This is a genomic window from Rhodopseudomonas telluris, assembly GCF_042432815.1.
In the GTDB taxonomy this organism is placed as follows: Bacteria; Pseudomonadota; Alphaproteobacteria; order Rhizobiales; family Xanthobacteraceae; genus Rhodopseudomonas; species Rhodopseudomonas telluris.
Map to the genome: position 1 here is coordinate 953,801 of NZ_JBHLWM010000001.1, position 17,934 is coordinate 971,734.

Annotated in this window: 13 protein-coding genes; 6 read left to right on the forward strand and 7 right to left on the reverse strand. The window is 63.2% G+C overall.

Translation table 11 applies throughout. From position 1 onward, the window contains the following. Positions 1 to 82 precede the first annotated feature (82 nt). The 4 genes from ACFFJ6_RS04415 to ACFFJ6_RS04430 are packed head-to-tail and all read left to right on the forward strand — an operon-like array spanning position 83 to position 6,891. The gene (locus tag ACFFJ6_RS04415) at positions 83 to 3,523 is read left to right on the forward strand and encodes a glycosyltransferase (RefSeq protein WP_378384758.1); all 3,441 of its coding nucleotides are present in this window, start codon (positions 83 to 85) and stop codon (positions 3,521 to 3,523) included. A gap of 39 nt (positions 3,524 to 3,562) precedes the next feature. Further along, on the forward strand, positions 3,563 to 4,939 hold the full coding sequence (locus tag ACFFJ6_RS04420; protein ID WP_378384760.1) for a phenylacetate--CoA ligase family protein: 1,377 nt from the start codon (positions 3,563 to 3,565) through the stop codon (positions 4,937 to 4,939). 12 nt (positions 4,940 to 4,951) lie between these two features. Beyond that, complete coding sequence (locus ACFFJ6_RS04425; protein ID WP_378384761.1) at positions 4,952 to 6,166, forward strand: right-handed parallel beta-helix repeat-containing protein; 1,215 nt, start codon at positions 4,952 to 4,954, stop codon at positions 6,164 to 6,166. Beyond that, positions 6,166 to 6,891, forward strand: coding sequence for a P-loop NTPase family protein (locus ACFFJ6_RS04430; protein ID WP_378384762.1), 726 nt, complete (start codon positions 6,166 to 6,168; stop codon positions 6,889 to 6,891). Before ACFFJ6_RS04425 ends, ACFFJ6_RS04430 begins: the two co-directional genes overlap by 1 nt. A 67-nt stretch (positions 6,892 to 6,958) precedes the next feature. On the opposite strand, the gene ACFFJ6_RS04435 is transcribed toward ACFFJ6_RS04430, so the two are convergent. From ACFFJ6_RS04435 to ACFFJ6_RS04455, 5 genes are all read right to left on the reverse strand, one after another. Continuing rightward, positions 6,959 to 7,939 (reverse strand): glycosyltransferase, encoded by a 981-nt coding sequence (locus ACFFJ6_RS04435; RefSeq protein ID WP_378384764.1) that lies wholly within the window; start codon positions 7,937 to 7,939, stop codon positions 6,959 to 6,961. Positions 7,940 to 8,198: 259 nt separating this feature from the next. Next, on the reverse strand, positions 8,199 to 8,933 hold the full coding sequence (locus ACFFJ6_RS04440; RefSeq protein ID WP_378384766.1) for an ABC transporter ATP-binding protein: 735 nt from the start codon (positions 8,931 to 8,933) through the stop codon (positions 8,199 to 8,201). 22 nt (positions 8,934 to 8,955) lie between these two features. Next, the gene (locus ACFFJ6_RS04445; RefSeq protein ID WP_378384768.1) at positions 8,956 to 9,768 is read right to left on the reverse strand and encodes an ABC transporter permease; all 813 of its coding nucleotides are present in this window, start codon (positions 9,766 to 9,768) and stop codon (positions 8,956 to 8,958) included. Positions 9,769 to 9,879: 111 nt separating this feature from the next. Further along, positions 9,880 to 11,043, reverse strand: coding sequence for a glycosyltransferase (locus tag ACFFJ6_RS04450; RefSeq protein WP_378384770.1), 1,164 nt, complete (start codon positions 11,041 to 11,043; stop codon positions 9,880 to 9,882). Between the two features lie 26 nt (positions 11,044 to 11,069). Then, the gene (locus tag ACFFJ6_RS04455; RefSeq protein WP_378384772.1) at positions 11,070 to 12,491 is read right to left on the reverse strand and encodes a mannose-1-phosphate guanylyltransferase/mannose-6-phosphate isomerase; all 1,422 of its coding nucleotides are present in this window, start codon (positions 12,489 to 12,491) and stop codon (positions 11,070 to 11,072) included. Between the two features lie 181 nt (positions 12,492 to 12,672). Here ACFFJ6_RS04455 and ACFFJ6_RS04460 point away from each other — a divergent pair, with 181 nt between their 5' ends. Then, the gene (locus ACFFJ6_RS04460) at positions 12,673 to 13,845 is read left to right on the forward strand and encodes an AGE family epimerase/isomerase (protein ID WP_378384774.1); all 1,173 of its coding nucleotides are present in this window, start codon (positions 12,673 to 12,675) and stop codon (positions 13,843 to 13,845) included. Between the two features lie 45 nt (positions 13,846 to 13,890). Here the strand turns inward: ACFFJ6_RS04460 and ACFFJ6_RS04465 are convergent, their stop codons facing one another. Beyond that, a complete protein-coding gene (locus ACFFJ6_RS04465) occupies positions 13,891 to 15,498 on the reverse strand; it encodes a radical SAM protein (protein ID WP_378384776.1) in 1,608 nt (535 codons plus the stop codon). A gap of 295 nt (positions 15,499 to 15,793) precedes the next feature. Here ACFFJ6_RS04465 and ACFFJ6_RS04470 point away from each other — a divergent pair, with 295 nt between their 5' ends. Next, positions 15,794 to 16,975, forward strand: a complete 1,182-nt coding sequence (locus tag ACFFJ6_RS04470; protein ID WP_378384778.1) for a glycosyltransferase — start codon at positions 15,794 to 15,796, stop codon at positions 16,973 to 16,975. Between the two features lie 11 nt (positions 16,976 to 16,986). On the opposite strand, the gene ACFFJ6_RS04475 is transcribed toward ACFFJ6_RS04470, so the two are convergent. Then, positions 16,987 to 17,826, reverse strand: a complete 840-nt coding sequence (locus tag ACFFJ6_RS04475; RefSeq protein ID WP_378384780.1) for an ABC transporter ATP-binding protein — start codon at positions 17,824 to 17,826, stop codon at positions 16,987 to 16,989. Between the last annotated feature and the right edge of the window lie 108 nt (positions 17,827 to 17,934).

The window sequence follows — 17,934 nt, forward strand, 5'->3', positions numbered from 1 at the left end:
AAACGCTCAGAACGCGCTCCGAAGGAGCCCAATGGGTCCACTCCCATCTTGTTCTCCCTCGCGATGGAATCGTGCTCGAAAGATGGCCAATAAAGTCTTCCTGTTTGCCGACCATACGTCCATCTCCGAAGCCAATTCCGGTGTCCAGCGGGTCGTGCGCGGGCTCGCCAGTGCGTTGCGGCGGCGTCCGATGGACGTGGTCCTCGTCGGCTGGTCGGCGGAAGACGGCGCGCTGATTGAACTCGAGTCCGGGCGGCAGGCGCATCTTGCCAAGCATCATGGTCCCGCGTTTCAGGAGCCTGCCGCGGCGAACGTCCCGCTGCATCTCGCGCCCCATGCTGCCGATCTCGGCGAGAGCTGGCTGATCATTCCCGAAGTCACGCACCTGACCTATCAGGCGCGGCCGGCGACGCTGGAAATTCTGCTGTATGCACGGCGCTTCCGGATGCGTACCGCCGCGATCGTCTACGATCTGATCCCGCTGAAGCGTCCCGAGTTCGCCGAGATCAAGCAGACTCATTCCGAGTATCTGCAGCATCTGTTCTTCGCCGATGTGCTGATTCCGATCAGCGACTCCGCAGGGCGCGACCTCGATCATTTCTACCGGCACACGGCGACCGAACTGGTCGGACGCGCACCGTTGATCCGCCCGCTGAAGTTGCCGTACGAGCTCGCCAGCATCGAGCGTTCGGCCTTTCCCGAACGCGAAGGCTCCGATCTCATTCTGTCGGTCGGCACCGTCGAACCGCGCAAGAATCAGGTCGCCCTGATCCGCGCGTTCGGCAAGGTGCAGGAGCGCCGGCCGGAGCTCGCGTTGCGGCTGAAAATCGTCGGCAATGTTCATCCGATCGTGCGGGCCGAGGTGGATGCACTGTCCGCCGAGGTGTCGGGTGTCGAGTTGTTGAACTACGTCCCCGAGCCGGACTTGCACGCCTTGTACCAGGAGGCGCTGTTCACCGTGTTCCCCTCCGTCGAGGAGGGCTATGGACTGCCGATCGCCGAGAGCCTGTGGCTCGGTGTGCCGTGCCTGTGCGCCAATTTCGGATCGATGCAGGAGGTTGCCGAGGGCGGTGGCGCGCTCGTCATCGATACCAACGATGAAGCTGCGCTGACCGACGCGCTCGAGCGGCTGGCCGTCGACCGCGAACTGCGCTCGACGCTGCGGCGCGAGGCGACCGAGCGCGAGCTGTCTGGCTGGGCTGATTACGCCGAGGCGTTCCTCGGCCTGACGCGCGTCGCTCCCGGCATCCCGCACGCTTATTACTGGGTGAATTCGACCGTGACCTATCACGGCAATTCCGGCGTGCAGCGCGTCGTCCGGCAGCTCGGCGCGGCGATGGAGCGGCTCGGCATCTCGCTGGACTTCGTCAAATGGAATCGCGAAGGACAGTCGTTCGTCGGCATCACGCCGGAGGAGGCGCAGCATCTCGGCCAGTGGCACGGCCCGTCCGTGGCACGGACGGGTGATCCCATCCCGCGGGACCTGGAAGATACCTGGCTGATCGTTCCAGAACTGGTGCTGCCCGATCCGAACCTGATGCAGGTGATCCTCGCCGCGCGGGCTCTGAAGATGAAGATCGCGGTGATCTTCTACGATCTCATTCCAGTGACGCTCACCCATCTGTATTCGCCCGAAGCCCAGCAGGGGTATCACTACTACTTCGAGGTGATGAAGAATGCCGACGTCATCTTCCCGATCTCGCGGACGATGGGCGACGATCTTTGGGCGTATTACTGCAAGCGACTGCCGCGCCTGACCACGATCCGGCAGCGGATCGTGTCGCTGCCGCTGGCCGCCGAAATGCGCCCGCTGGTTCGCACCACCGAGGTGAAGCGGAGCGCAGGGCCCAAGATCACCGTGCTGATGGTCGGCACCTTCGAGCCGCGCAAGAACCATCTTCCGGCGATCCACGGCTTCCGGCAGGCGCGCAAGGTTCTGCAGGCGAAGAGCTCGCCGATCCAGCTCGAATTGAAACTGGTCGGCTCGACCCGCGACCACGAGCAATACGCTCGCGATCTCGTCGCCGAGGTGTCGAAGGAAACCGACATCGTCGTGGTGGATCTGCCGGGTGACGAGGATCTGGCCAAGTTCTACGCCGAATGCGATTTCACCATCTTCCCGTCGCAGCTCGAGGGCTTCGGCCTGCCGGTGGTGGAGAGCCTATGGCACGGTCGCCCGTGCATCTGCAGCGACAAGGGGGCGGTCGCCGAAATCGCTCATGGCGGCGGCTGCGTGCTGATCGACGCCCAGGACGGCGACATGCTCGGCGAAAAGATCGCCTGGCTGGCGGAGAACCACGAGGCGCGCTGGCGGCTCGGGGAAGAGGCCGTGGCGCGCGTTCTCCCGACCTGGGAAGACTATGCGCTGGAGATGTCGTGGCATCTGCACGACCGGACGCCCACCTTCCTGAACGCATTCGAGCGTCATCTGCCGGCCTTGCGGCCGCAGAGCGTCGAGCGGCCCCGCCGGGAATTCAAGCTTTCGGTGTGCATCTCGACCTACAACCGCGCCGAATGGCTGCGCCACAGCCTGCCGATGCTGCTGGCGAGCGCCCGGGCGGCGGGGCCGGAGGTCGAGGTGCTGGTGGTCGATAACACCTCGACCGATCACACCCCGGAGATCGTCGAGCCGTATCTGGACAATCCCAGCTTCCGCTACATCCGCAACCCGGTGAACGTCGGGATGCTCGGTAACCTCGCAGTGACGGCGAAAGCCGCGCGCGGCGACTATGTCTGGATCGTTGGCGACGACGACCTGACGCGGAGCGGCGTGGTGCCGCGGATCCTGCAGGTCATCAACGCCCACCCGTCGGTCGAGCTGGTCTATCTGAACTATTCCTATACGCATTTCGACAAGCCCGAGCAGTTGTCGAACATCGATGAAATCGTGCTGAAGTCGATTCCGATCGCGCCCTCGACGCCGAGTCACTTCTCCAACGAGATCCGGTCGTTCGCGGCGTTCAACGAGAACCTGTTCACGGCGATCTACGCCTGCGTGTTCCGCAAGGACCACGCGGTCGCGGCCTACACGCAGGATACGTCGGGTCCGCCGTTCTCGAATCTGATGACTTGCATCCCGACGTCGGACTACGTGTTGCGTCACATGATCAACCGGCCCGGCTACTGGATCGGCGACCCCTATGTGATCGTCAACATGAACGTGTCGTGGTTGCGCTGGGCGCTGATCTGGCATCTGGAACGGATGCCAGATCTGTTCGATCTCGCCGAGACGCAGGGCGTCTCGGCCGAGCAGATCGCGCCGTATCGCGCCAATCACAGTGCCGATACGCCGACCTGGTCCCGTCACGTCTATTTCGGCGCCGACGCCGAACTCGCCCCGATGTTCTCGATGGCTCGGCTGCTCGAGCGCTGCAAGCACATCCCGGGCTTTCAGCAACATCTGCCCGATCTGTTCGACGTCTATTCGCGTGCCTATCTGAACGACCGCGTCGTGGTCGACGATTTGTCCCCGTGGCAGATGTTTGAGGAATTCGGGTTGATCGAAAAGATCGTCCGTCACTAGAGCGCTGGAAAGCAGCCGTAGCGAAGAAACGACACAGTCATGCTGCTGCCCTATCTCAGTTCCCGTGTGGTCTTCCCGCTGGCGGAGAAGCTCTCCGTCCGGGACGTCAGAAGCCGCGTCCGCGCCATCAATCGCGATCTCGCGACGCCGTGGGTCGAGCGCGAGCAGCGCAACCGGCTGCGCCTCGCCCAGATCGTGCAATGGGCGCAGCACGAAATTCCGTTCTACCGCGACCTGTTCTCCCGGCTCCGCTTCGACCCGGTGAAGATTCTTCGCGACATTCGATATCTCAACAACATCCCGGTCCTCACCAAAGCGGATCTGCTCGAAGCTGGTGACCGGATCGTGCATCCGGACGCCAAGTTGCACCTGAATATGCAGATGAGCCGGACCAATGGTTCGACCGGCGCATCCCTGCCGGTGTATTTCAGCCCGGCTGCGAAGGATGAATCGGCGGCTGTCACCCGGATCAGCCAGGAATGGGTCGGGTTCGGTCCCTCGGATCAGCAGCTGCACATTTCCTCGGAACTGCCCGGCGAAGTGCCGCGCGGCGCGCTGCGAGAGGAATGGTGGCGCCGCGCCGCGACTAACCGGATCAGCGTCGAATGCGCGTCCTGGTCGGACGAGAATCTGCAGGCGCTCTGGAAGAGCATCGAACGTCATCAGCCCTTTCTGGTGCAGGGCCATCCCTCGACGCTGTTTCACCTCGCCAACTTCGTCAAGGATCGCAACCTGCCGGCTAAGGGCAAGTTCAAGGTGTTCGTCTCGACCGGTGAACGGCTCGGCGACGGCCATCGCGCGACCATCGAAAAGGTGTTCGGATGTCGCGTCGCCAATCGCTACGGCAACGCCGAATTCGGCATCGTCGCGCATGAGCGGTTCTTTCCGCCGGCCGACGAAACCGGGACCGACTCCGACGTCTCGCCGGCGGACGCCACAGCCCGGCATTATCTGCAGATCATGGACCCCTGCGTATGGGTCGAAACACTGCCGTCGACGTCCGGCGTCAGCGGCCCGCTGGTGGTGACCTCGCTCGTCAACTACGCGGCTCCGTTGATTCGCTACGCGACCGGCGACGAAAGTCGGGTGATCAAGGGACGCGCCGGCGTCTATCTTGAGGGCGTCGAGGGACGTGTCCACGATGTGGTGCTGATCAACGGCGTTCGCTATTCGACGAGCTTCGTGCAGGACGTGCTGTCCCGGCACATGCTGGTCACCGACTTCCAGTTCGTCCGGAGCGGCGGTGAATCGCTGGAGCTCAGGCTTGCGCTCCACAACCCTCGCGACGAAGCCGCTGTTCGCGGCCACGTCGAGCAGATCTTCGGGCCGGGTGCCGTGGCGCTCGGTTTTGTCTCCCGTTCGCAGTTCATTCGCGTCGGCCGCCAGCAGAAGTTCCGCTACGTCGTCGATGTGTAGTACGTGCGAAGCGTGACGGTGGTCGCGCAGGAGTCAGGGATGGCCACTCAGTTCGATCTCGGCAGATACCAGATTATTGCCGACGGCTACACCGAAGCCGGTGGATTATTGAATCGCGCGATTCGAGATATGCCGGCCCAAGGCGGCACGATCGCGCTCGGGCCTGGGGATTATCGGCTCGAGGAGCCGATCCAGATCCAGCGCAACAACATCTCGCTGATCGGTGCGGGTCGCGAGGCGACGCGCCTGCTGGTCGACAACGACCTCGGCTGTGGCGTGATGGTGGGGAGTCCACATTCGCGCGCATCGCGTATTTCGATCGCGGACCTGACGGTCAATACCTCGCATCCGCTCGCGACCGGCTGTGGCGTCCAGTTCAATGGCGCCTATGACGTGAAAATGTGGCGTTGCCTGATCGCCAACATGAACTGTGGCGTCGAGGTATTGAACTCGAGCTTCGTGTATCTGACGGATCTCGAGATCATCGACCCGCGGGCCCACGAGGGCGTCGGCGTTCTCGTTCACGGCGACAGGGTGCACAACGATCAATATCTGACGCGCGTGTTCGTGCAATGCCCCGGCGCGTCGGAGCCTTGCGAAGTCGGCTTCCGCATCGCGAATTCGCAAGGGATCTGGGTCAATTCGTGCGGTGCCTTTCACTGCGGCATTGGCCTGCATCTGGTCGCGACGCCCGACCGCTGGCTCGAGCACGTCTTCCTCTCGAACAACGCGATGGACAACTGCGTCGCCAGCGGCTTCCGCATCGATTCCTCGCCGTCCGGCTCCGTTCGCCGGGTTCAGTCGACCGGCGACTGGTCGAGTTCGAACCGGGGCGCGGGCATCCTGGTGGTCGATCACTACGACGCCGTGCACGACGTCGCGTTCCGCGGGGCGCGGCTTTACAACAACGGCGAGCATGGCGTGGCCATCAACGGCGGCAGCCACATCTCGATCGACGGATCGTCCATCGCCGGCAACGGCCGCCTCGATCCGGCGTCCTCCGGGATTCATGTCGAGAGCTGCAAGTTGCTGATGGTCCGGAACAACACGATCGGCGCCTATTCGGGGTTCGGGCCCACGCATAATTACGGCATCAGTGGGCTGGATCGCGTCGGGCGGGGATTGATCTCCGGCAACGTCTTCGAGGCCAGCCGGACGGCGACCTTCGACAGCGTCAATGATAAGGTCGCCATGCATGGCAACCTCGATCTGCAAGGTGTGCAATGATGGATGACGTCGTTCAGATGACGGGCGCCTGCTTCGACGTCGAGACGCTGTCGCCGTCCGCCGCCGATGCGCTGGTGCGATGGCTGGAGTTCGGTCGGCGCGAACAGCCACGCAGGTCCGCGCAATTCCGGTTCGGGCCGATGGATCTGAAGATTCAGCGCGGCGCGCTGCTGATCCTGTCGCATTCAAGCCCGCTCCTGAACCACAAGCTGTTCGCCTGCATCGATGGCCGCAACCGGGCGGCAGCCGGATCCCTTGTGGTCAACGGCGTCGTCTCATCCGCCGCAAAGATTCGCGCGGCGCTGTCGGAGCGCGACTCTGTTGCCGACGCGCTGATGGCCGGCTTGCGCATGCCGGACGGCGACGCCGACGAGGCACAGCGCCGGATCGAGTCCGCGTTCCTGTTCGCCGGGATGCTCGATCTCGCTTACGTCCGCATCAAGGACATTGCCGAGATCGATCGGGCCCGAATCGCGATGACGGCTTGTCTGCTGCGCGACGCCGATCTCTACCTTCTCGACGAGATGGCGCTGATGTTCGATACTGGGATGCGTGAGAAGATCCATACCCGCGCGCAGCTTCTGGCAGCATCGGGCAAGACGGTCGTGCTCGCGACGAGTTCGCCGGAGTGGCTGCAGGATCCGTCGTTTCCGGCCACCGAGCTGAACTTGAGCTTTGCGCAGGATCCGCTACGGGCCGCGGCTCGGCGGGCAGCGGCCCGCTGATCTGTCGGGCCGACTCTTGGCGATGAGGCACACGCAGCCCCACCGCTTATTCCGACAATTCGGGTGCTTACGGCGTGTAGGACAGCTCGAGGTAATGTCCGAGCAGATGCATGATGACATGCGGCCACGAGAAATTCGTCACCACGTGGTGGCGTAGATCGTTGCTGCGCGGGTTGGAGAGCGCGCGCACCAGCGCCGAGTTGATCGATGTCTGATCGTTCGGATCGACGTACTCCGCGTAACCCGAGAAATAGTCGCGCGTGCTGCCCTCGTTGGTGATCACCAGCGGCGCGCCCGAAGCCGCAGCCTCGAGTGCGGCGATACCCGGCGTCTCCAGCAAGCTGGGAAACAGGAAGGCCGCGCAATGCTGGTAGGCGGCCGCCAGACGCGGATCGCTCTGGTCGAGATGGCCGACGTAGCGGAAGGCGTCGCCGGCGGCATCTTTAACGCAGGACTCGAAATAGTCCTTCTCGCGGATGCGGCCGATGCAGACCAGCGGCAGCCCGACCGACTTCGCGGCACGGATCGCGGCCAGCTGATTCTTCCGCCGCTCGATATTGCCGACCGACAGGATGTAAGGGCCGCGAATATCCGCCCATTCGCGGAACGCATCGTCGGACACCGGCGTCATGAAGGAGAGATCGACGCCGTTGGGGACCACCCGGGCTTTCTCGCGCGGAATGCCGGTGTGCTGGCTGAGGTTTTCGATCTCGGCCTTGGAGTTGCAGACGATGATGTCGGCGATGTCGTAATACTGGCGGATCTGCGGCAGGTTGAGATTCTGGCTGTTCGAGCCGTTGATCCAGAGATTGGGACTGAGAACGATCTTCGACTGCATGGACCGAACGTAGTCGAGAAAGCCCTCCGCACCCGCGACCATGTGGAAATGGTGAAAGATGCGGGCTTCGCGCAGACGCGGACGCCAGATGTCGTGAAGGATGACCTCACACTCGCCCGGCATGTATTGCTGATATTTGAGGATTTGCATCTCCCCCCCGCCGGGCAATTCCATGGCGTAGGGGTGAACATTGAAGATGGCTTTGATCATAAGACGCTCAGTCCTTTGGCCGACAAGTCTTAGCATTATTTGGGGCGCGGACAACAGAGGCAGGTCAAGGTACGGCCTCGCGTAAGGTCCCGTTTCGACACGCGAAATGCCATGCGGCTTGTTCGCACGCCGCCCTTCGGCTTACCCGCTGGGAAAGCGCCAAGACCGGGCGCGACGCCGTAAAGCTGCGTGCGGGGCTGCTGAGAGCTGGCTCCACCGTCGCTGTCGGCTCAGGCGACCGGGCCGGCGAAGCAGGATGTTATCCGGCCGCTGGCTGGTACTTCGCCATCACCTCGGCGGGATCGCCCGACGCCACGATACGGTGGTTTTCGATGAAGAAGGCCTGGTCGCACAGATTGACGATGTCGCCGGCGGAATGGGAGACCAGCACGATCGTGCCGCCATCCGCGCGAAACCGCTTGATGACCTCGCTGCACTTGGCCTGGAACTGATAGTCGCCGACGGCCAGCACTTCGTCGACCAGCAAGATTTCCGGATCGAGCTGCGACACCACGGAGAAACCGAGCCGCGCCAGCATGCCGCTCGAATAGAAGCGGATCGGCGTTTCGATGTGCTCGGCAAGTTCGGCGAAGTCGATGATGCTGTCGAGCCGGCGGCGGATCTCGGCGCGGGAGAAGCCGAGCACGACGCCGTAGAGTTCGATGTTTTCACGCCCGGACAGGTCCGGATGAAAGCCGGCGCCCAGTTCGAGCAGCGAGGAAACCCGGCCGTCGACATCGATCCGGCCGCTGTCCGGCTTCATGATGCCGGCGATCAGGCCGAGCAGGGTGCTCTTGCCGGCGCCATTGCGGCCGACGAAGCCGACCGTGGAGCCGTGCGGAATCTCGAACGAGATGTCGTCGAGCACCAGATGATTGTTGGCGTATTTGGAAAACTGGAAGCCGTTCAGAATGAAATTCTTGACGCCGCCCGTCAGGAACGTGCGATCGGCGAAGGTCTTGCGGACGTGATCGAACTTGATGGCGCAGCTCATGAGGTGGATTGCTCCGGAAAAGTCAGATCACTTCGGCGAAGCGATCCACCAGCGCGCGGTAGATCAAGATGCCGAACGTCATCGTCACAGCCGCATAGGCATAAGCGAGACCGATATTGCCCCACTGCAGCGTGTCGTGGAGGAAGATGCCGCGCCACGCTTCGATCAGGGGCGTCATCGGATTGAGGTAGATCAGCGCGGCGTATTCCTTCGGCACGCGCTCGATCGGATAGATAACCGGCGACAGGTAGAACATCATGTTCAGGCCGATCGCCAGAATCCGCTCCATGTCGCGGAAGAACAGGTTGCTTGAGGACAGCGCCAGGCCGAGGCCGAGCTGGAGCAGGAATTGCGCCGGCGTGATCAGCAGAATCCCCACCGGAATCGCCCAGCCGAAGTGGATGCCGTACAGGATCAGGAAGGCGATCGTGACCGGGATCGACATCAAGTAGTGGAAGGTGTCCTGCAGGTTCAGCGCGATCGGCAATACGAAGCGCGGAAACACCGATTTCTTGATCAGGCTGCCGTTGGCCAGGAACACGCCGCTAGCGCCGATCAGGTAGTTGCTGAACCACTGCCAGGAGAACAGGCCGATGATCAGAAACACAACGTAATTCGGCACGTTGGTGGCCATGATGACCTGGAGGGCGAAGTAGAACACCATCGCCGAGGCCAGCGGATTGGCGACCGACCACAGATAGCCGAGCACGTTGTTCTTGTAGCGGACCTTGACCTCCTTCTGGGTCAGGGTCGTCACCAGGTCGAAATACTGCCTCAGCGAAAAATCGCGGCGGCGCGCGGGTCGCGGCGGCGTCGAGGTCGTGTCGGCTGTCATGGGCCGTTCCAGTCGATCAGAAGGGGGAGGCCGGCCAGCATCGGCGATCGGAAGTCGCTCGAAATGCTGATGTTTTGCGGTGCTGCGAGGGCAGATGCCGGTTCGGGGCGGTCAAGTCAAGACCTCATTGGGGGCCGGACTTGCCCGGCCGCGACGCTTTGAAAGCGCTGAGGAATACACCGCCGAGATCCGGCCGAGAAACACGCTCTGGGAATATTCTCTGGCGACACGCTCGCGTCCGGCGCGCCCGAACCGGTCTGCGAGCTCGGGGTCGTCGAGCAGCCGCCGGATTGCCTCCGCCAGCGCGACGGGATCCCGCGGGGGGACGCTGAGGCCTTCGAGCCCGTCGCGCGCGATCTTCGGGACCGCGGTGGGCACCGTCGTGTTGACGACCGGCAATCCTGCGGACATCGCCTCGATCTGCACGATGCCGAATGCCTCGGCCTCGGTGACCGAGGGCAGCACGAACACGCGCGCCGCGTGCAGGTAGACCTTCATGTCGTCCCGCGGCAGCAGGCCGGTGAAGGTCACGCGATCGGCGACGCCGAGGTCGGAGGCGAGCTGCGCCAGCGCTTCGCGGTCACTGCCATCACCGATCACCACGAGATGCCCCTCGATGTCCCGCAGCGCTTCGAGCAGAACCGGATAACCCTTGTAGGGCACCAGCCGCCCCATCGAGATCATCAGCCGGGGATATCTGGCGCGCAGCTCCACGGCCCGTCGCGCCTGGTCGGCATCGAGTTCGGACCATTCCTCGGGCCGCACGCCATAGGGAATGATCGTGCATTTCTTGACATGCGGCGTCAGAAAGTCGGACCTGTCGGTGATGCTCTGGTCCGATACCACGATGTGGTCGGCGCGGGCCAACGTATGACGGATCACAGGCGCCAGCAGCTTGACGATCGCCCGTCGGCCCAGGATTTCGGCGTGCCAGTGCACCACGACGGCGAGATCGTCGGGGACGCCAAGCGCCAGCCCGAGGTCGTTGAGTGGGAAGGGCGCGTGCAGCGCAAGGACGTCGCAGGATTTGGCCGCTTGCGACAGAACCAGCGGATAGTGCGGCGCGAGCGGCATCGACAGCGATTCTCCGAACGATCCGACCGCGCGAATCTCGGCGCCATCGAGCGCGTAGCGGCGTCCCCAGCCACGGCGCCGGGCGGTCAGGATGGCGCTGCTGTCACCAAAATCTCGCAGGCCGAGCAATTGCGACATCACTTCCGGAATGCCGCCTTCCACCTCCGGACGATAGATCTTGTAGCAATGCAGAATGCGCATCGACCGAAGCCTCGCTGACGGCCGAACTAATCGACGCGGTTGTAGGCGTCCTCGAGGCGAACGATGTCGTCTTCGCCGAGATATGAGCCGACCTGGACCTCGATCAACTCCAGCGGAATCCGGCCAGGGTTGGCCAGACGATGAACGGCACCGGCCGGGATATAGGTCGACTGGTTCTCGTGCAGCATCTGGATCTCGTCGCCGATGGTGATCTGGCCGGTGCCGTGGACCACGACCCAATGCTCGGAACGGTGGAAATGGCGCTGCAGCGACAACTGCTGGCCCGGCTTAACCAGGATACGCTTGACCTGGTGCCGACCGCCAAGATTCAGCGTCTCGTAATAGCCCCAGGGCCGATAGATTCGCCGATGTTCGGTGGCCTCCGTGCGGCCGGCAGCCTTCAGCTTTTCGACCAGAACCTTGATCTCGCTGGTGATGCCGCGCGGCGCCACCAGCACCGCATCGGCCGAGGCGATCACCACAACCTCTTCGAGACCGATCACGGTGGTCAGGATCGACTCGTCACTGTGAACGATCGCGTTCTTGACGTTGACTACCTCGCAGCGGCCCGACAGCGCGTTGCCGGCGCCGTCCTGTGCGGCATTCGCCCAGATCGCTTCCCAGCTGCCAAGGTCCGACCAGCCGAAATCGACCGCGAGGACCGCGCTGCGGTCGGTCTTTTCCATCACCGCGTAGTCGATCGAAATCTTGGGCGCGCTTTCGAATGGAGCCTTGGCGAGACGCACGAAGTCGAGATCCTTGATCGCGGCATCGACGGCGCCTTCGGCCGCCACCGCCAATTCGGGCTGGAACCGGCCGAGTTCGCCCAGCATGGTGTCGGCGCGGAACAGGAAGTTGCCGCTGTTCCACAGATAGCCGTCCGCGATGTATTGCTCCGCCATTTCGCGCGTCGGCTTCTCGGCGAACTTGTCGAGCTTGCGCACGGGGCCATCGCCGAACGGAAGGCCGGGCTTGAGATAACCGTAGCCGGTTGCCGGCTCGTAGGGCACCACGCCGAAGGTGACGATGTTGCCGGCCTGCGCGGCCGGGAGCGCGTCGGCGCACGCCGTGTGAAACGCCTCGACCCCCTTGATGGCATGGTCGGATGCAAGGATCAGCAGGATCGCATCGGGCGAGCGCCGCAATCCCAGCACCGTGGCGACCGCGACGGCCAGTCCGGAGTCGCGACGAAACGGTTCGAGCACGATGTCGGCCTCGACGCCGATTTCCTGCAGCTGATCGGCCACCACGAAACGAAAATCGGTGCTGGTGACGACGATCGGCTTGCCGAACAACGCATTGCCGACCACCCGCAGTGCGGTCTCCTGGAACGTCGAGCGTTCGGAGAACATCGCGATGAACTGCTTGGGCATGCTTTCGCGGGACGCTGGCCAAAGTCGCGTACCAGCACCGCCGCACATGATGACCGGAATAATCTGCGATGTCATAGGGCCTCGCAAGGCTCGCGATTCCCGGGGGATGGGTCGCGCTCGTCGGAAAGGTAGGGGGTGTTTAGCATATCGGTCCCGGGGAAACAGGGGCATTTTCAGCCCGATCCGGCCCGATAACGCCGCCATCGGGATCTATCCCGGTGATCGGCCGCCGTGTTAAGGGTGGCCCGCTGGAAGTATGATCGCGTTCCTGATCGAATGGATGGAAATGCAGCAGCCCTGCGCTTCGAAGGACGAGTGTGACATCGTCGCAACGCTGAAATCGACGATCATCGAGCATGCTTTGCCGTTGTGGTCCGGCGTCGGGTGGGACGATACACGCGGCGGTTTTGTGGAGCGGCTCGATCAATTCGGACGCCCCGATCTCGACGCGACTCGGCGGGTGCGCGTGCAGGCCCGGCAGATCTACTGCTTCGCCAAGGCGGCGCAATGCGGCTGGTACCCAGAAGGCCGGGCGCTGGCGCTGAAAGGGCTCGACTATCTCCTGAGCAAGGCGAAGGGGCGGGACGGCAAGCCTGGCTATGTCCACACGCTCGGGCCTGATGGCACAACATTGGACAGTCGGCGCGACTGTTACGACCACGCTTTTGTTCTGCTCGCGCTGTCGAATGTCTATGCCCTGGACCAGGATGCGCAGGTGCGCGGCGAGATCGATGAACTCACGGCATTCCTCGACGGTCCGATGCGGTCCGAGAGCGGCGGCTACCGGGAGAGTCTGCCGGACGCGCTGCCACGTCGGCAGAATCCGCACATGCATCTGCTGGAAGCCATGATCGCCGCATTCGACGCCACCGGCGATGTGGCATTCCGGAATCTTGCGGGTGAGTTGTTCGCGCTGTTCACCAGCCGCTTCTACGATCAGCAGCGCTGTGTGCTGGGTGAGTACTTCGAGACCGACTGGACCATGATCGAGCCGGTATGCGTCGAGCCGGGTCATCAGGCCGAATGGACCTGGCTGCTGAAAGAGTATCAGCGGATCAGCGGACACGACACCGCCGCGTACCGAGAGCAACTGCTGACGTCAACCTTGCGCTATCAGGACGCCTCAGGCTGTCTGGTCGATGAAGGCAACGCCGAGGGTGTCATCACCAAATCGACCCGCCGCTGCTGGCCGCAGACCGAACTCGCGAAGGCTTGGCTGGCCCAGGCCCAGCATGGCGTGGCGGGGGCGGAGCAGGCTGCGCGTACGGCGTTGCAGAGCCTGTACAGCAACTATCTCTGCCACCCGGTGCGCGGGGGCTGGTACGATCAGTTCGATCAGAGCGGACGTTCGCTTGTCGATGCCGTGCCGGCATCGACGTTCTACCACGTGTTCTGTGCCGTGCATGAGGCGGAACAGGTTCTAGGCTGACCCTGCGGTCGCGCGAACGGCGCAGCGGTTCGTGTTCCGCAGCAATCAGGAGATGCCGGTTCTCCGACGATAAAGCCCAAGCGTCTTGCTGATCAACCGCAGGGGCCTTGTCACGCGCCAGGACAGGGAGCTCTCCAACTCGTCGGCGCGTTGCTTCTCCCGGTTGCGGGCTGCAGTCAGCTCCTGGATTTTGCGTTTCAGCCCCGCCAGGCTGGTGTCGTTGGTCTGGGGCTTCATCACGTAGCGGCAGCTTGCGCCTATGCAGATCGGATCGAACCGGTTCTCCGTGATGTTCTTGCGCAGACGTTGCATCGCCGGGCCGTTCCAGATCTCGAGCGCCGAGTTGTCCTTGAGGTTGCCAATCGGCTTGGCGGCCATGCAGCAGGGTTTGACGCCGCCGTTCACTTCCAGCGCGAGCCAATGCCACGGCGCGCGGCATTCGCTGTAATCGGGCATCTCGGTCGAGGTCTCGTCGGCGCGGCCGTAGAGCGTCACTTGGAATCGCGGGTCGACGAACAGGTAGATCTTCAGTTTGTCCGCCAACGCGCGGGCTTGTTCGATAAAGGGCCGGATCAGTTCCACATTGCGTTCCGGCAGATTATCCCGGTAATCGAAGGTGTGCCCGGCCTTGACCACGGTCCAGTCGAAGGCGTCACCGGAGTTCAGATGATAGAGCTCCACGCCGTCGACGCCGATGTCGTGTGCGAGGCGAACCAACTGGGGAGCGTCAGCCGCGTTGGTCTTGTTCACCGTCATGTTGAACAGAACGCGGATCGGATGGCGCGCCGCCTTTCGCTGTGCCACCAGCGAGCGCATGTTGTTCAGCAGCCGCGTGAAGTCACCGCCTCGGATCTTGGCGTAGGTCTCCGGCGTCGCGGCATCGAACGAGACGCTGATGTGATCGACGTTGTACTGCAATAGCCGCTCGATGTTCTTCGGATTGAGCGTCAGGCCATTGGTATTGAACTCGATCTTGGCACTGGGATTGTCTTCGAGCAGCGTGAACCAGTCCCAGAATTTGCGTGCCATCAGCGGCTCGCCGGCGCCGCCGTGAATTTGGATGCGCGCGGCCCCCATCGCGGCGTCCTTGATCTTCGGAATCCACTCCGGCGGGAAATCATCATAGTTCGCGTTGTTGTCGCCCTCCTGCGCGTGATGCGCGAAGCAGGTGACGCAGCGCAGATTGCACTTGTCGCTCACCGCGATCGTCAGCTCGCTCGGCGTATAGTCGGCTCGCAGGGGGAGTTCGCGAAGGCCAACCTCACGCTTGTAACGGTTGATCGCCTCGTTCGAGGGCGTATCGACGTCAAACACCATGAGACCAAGATCCCGCGGATCGCCATCCGGACGCACCGGAGCCGACAGGTCGAATTGCAGAACGTCACCGGAGCGCGCTTGCAAGTGAGCCAGATCGATCAGTAGCTTGCCGCGCCCCAGTGGGACGTCGAGCGAGGCGTCGGCGGAAGGGCCGATGACTTTACAATCGGTACTGCCAAAGGATTCAGGGCGTGCGTAGTCGATCAGCAGATAGCGACCGGCCTCCGCCGGCACTTGAAGCTGCGAGACTTTACTGGACCAGCGCCACGCCAGATTGCCGTGAGTTTCGACGGGGTGCCACCCGTCTCGAAACAGCTGTTCCTTGGCCGTAACCATCGCAGGCCTCTCGTCGCGTCAAAACATTCTGAAATTTGCAAACAAGAGCCCTCGATAGTTCTGCATTTACTATGCGTCAACGGTATATTGTAACCATAGGTTGTGGTGCTGGGGTGCCGATAGGGCTCGGTATTCGAAGCTGAGCGAGGCGCTTGCGGGCCTGGCCGGCAGATGCGAGTAAGGCTCGAGCAGCAGCCGGACCTGGACGAATCGCTCTCGTCAGACGTTGCGGATTGCATCAGGTCTGGCCGCGAGGGGTGCCGAGGCGCCTTGCGCGCTTATCCGCCGCGGAACCATGGTCGCAGCCAATTCGAAAACCGTCGTGCTGTTCTCTACCGCGGATTGGGATTCGCCGTACTGGACGAACAAGCAGCATATCGCGAGCCGTCTGGCTGATCGCGGATATCAGGTTCTCTATGTCGAGACCGTCGGGATCCGTCGGCCGGGCCTCAACGCCATGGATCTCCGGCGCATCGTTGCCCGGCTGCAGCGGGGAACGGCCCCGATCCGCGAGGTGAAGCCTAACCTGTGGGTGTTCTCGCCGCTGACCGTGCCGCTGGGACAGCGTTATGCCGCGGTGAGCCTCTTCAACCGTTGGCAGTTGGCGGTCCGCATTCAATCATGGCTGCGCCGGCGCAAGGCAAAACACCCCATCGTGTGGACCTACCATCCGTACATGCTGGAAGCGGCAGAGGCGGTGCAGCCGAGCGCCATCGTGTATCACTCGGTCGACGATCTCGGCGCGATCCCGGGCGTGGACAAGGCCGAATACCACGCGGTCGAGCGGAGGCTGTTGCAGCGGGCCGATCATGTGTTCGTGACGAGCCTGGCGCTGGAAGCGCATTGCCGCGAGATCGCCGGAGCGCGGACGCACTACTTCAACAACGTGGCCGACATCGAGCATTTCGGTTCAGCCCGTCTGGACCGGCCGCTACCCGCAGACCTCTCGGAGATCCCGACGCCGCGTCTGATCTATGTCGGAGCGCTGTCGGACTTCAAGATCGACCTCGGGCTGCTCGCGCGTCTGGCGCAGGCGCGTCCGGATTGGCATCTCGTCGTGATCGGCGATGAGCGGGAGGGGCAGAGGGATCCGATCATCGCGAAGATGCGGGCGATGCCCAATGCGCACTTCCTCGGCTGGCGGCCTTATGCGGATCTTCCGGACTATCTGCGCGGTGCCGACGTCGCGCTGCTGCCACAGCAAATCAACGACTACAGCCGCGCGATGTTTCCGATGAAGTTCTTTGAGTATCTCGCCGCGGGACTCCCGGTCGTGGCGACGGCGTTGCCAGCGCTCGCCGAGTATCGCGCTGTTCATCGCGTCGCGTTCGACGCGGAGGAGTTCGAAGCGCAAGTGCAGGCCGCGCTCGACCATCCCGGGGACGCCGTGCTCCCGCTCGACCATCCGGTCCTCACCAGAAACTCCTGGGACGCGCGCCTGGACACGATGCTGGCGATTGTCGGCGGCGACAAATAGCCGGCCTGCGATTACAGCCAGCGCTTGCGCCGCTTGAAGCTTTTCAGATTCTTGAAGCTCTTGCGCTGGTCGCCGGCGCCGCCGAGGTAGAACTCTTTGACGTCCTCGTTGTCGCGTAGTTCGTCGGCGGTGCCGTCGAGCACGACCTTGCCCTGCTCCATGATGTAGCCGTGGCTCGCGACCGAGAGGGCGGCGCGGGCGTTCTGCTCCACGAGCAGGATGGTGACGCCGAGGTCGCGGTTGATCTGCTTGATGATCGCGAACACCTCTTTCACCAGCAGCGGCGAAAGGCCCATCGAGGGCTCGTCCATCAGGATCATCTTCGGTCGGGCCATCAGCGCGCGGCCGATCGCCAGCATCTGCTGCTCGCCGCCGCTGAGGTAACCGGCGAGGCCGGTGCGCTCCTTCAGCCGCGGGAAGTAGTTGTAGACCATCTCGATGTCGCGGCCGACCTCGCGGTCGCTGCGGGTGAAGGCGCCGAGCCGCAAATTCTCCAGCGACGTCATGTCGGAGACGATGCGCCGGCCCTCCATCACCTGAAAGATGCCGCGGCGAACGATCTTGTCCGGATCGATGCCGTCGATCCGTTCGCCGTCGAACACGATCTCGCCCCGCGTCACCTCGCCGTCCTCGGTCTTCAGCAGCCCGGAGATCGCCTTCAGCGTCGTCGACTTGCCGGCGCCATTGGCCCCGAGCAGTGCCACGATCGCGCCCTGCGGCACCTCGAGGCTGAGCCCGCGCAGCACCAGGATGACGTCGTCATAGACGACCTCGATGTTGCTGACGCTGAGCAGCGGGGCGGAGGCGCCCACGCCCGGCTTCGGTCGATCGAGTGCGGCGGCTTCGGTCATGATCGGTCCTACGTTCTCGACTCGCTGAACTTGGTCGTGGGGGATGGTGCTCGACCCACTCCCGGCGTCATCGCCCGCGAAAGCGGGCGCCCCCGTATTCCAGAGCGC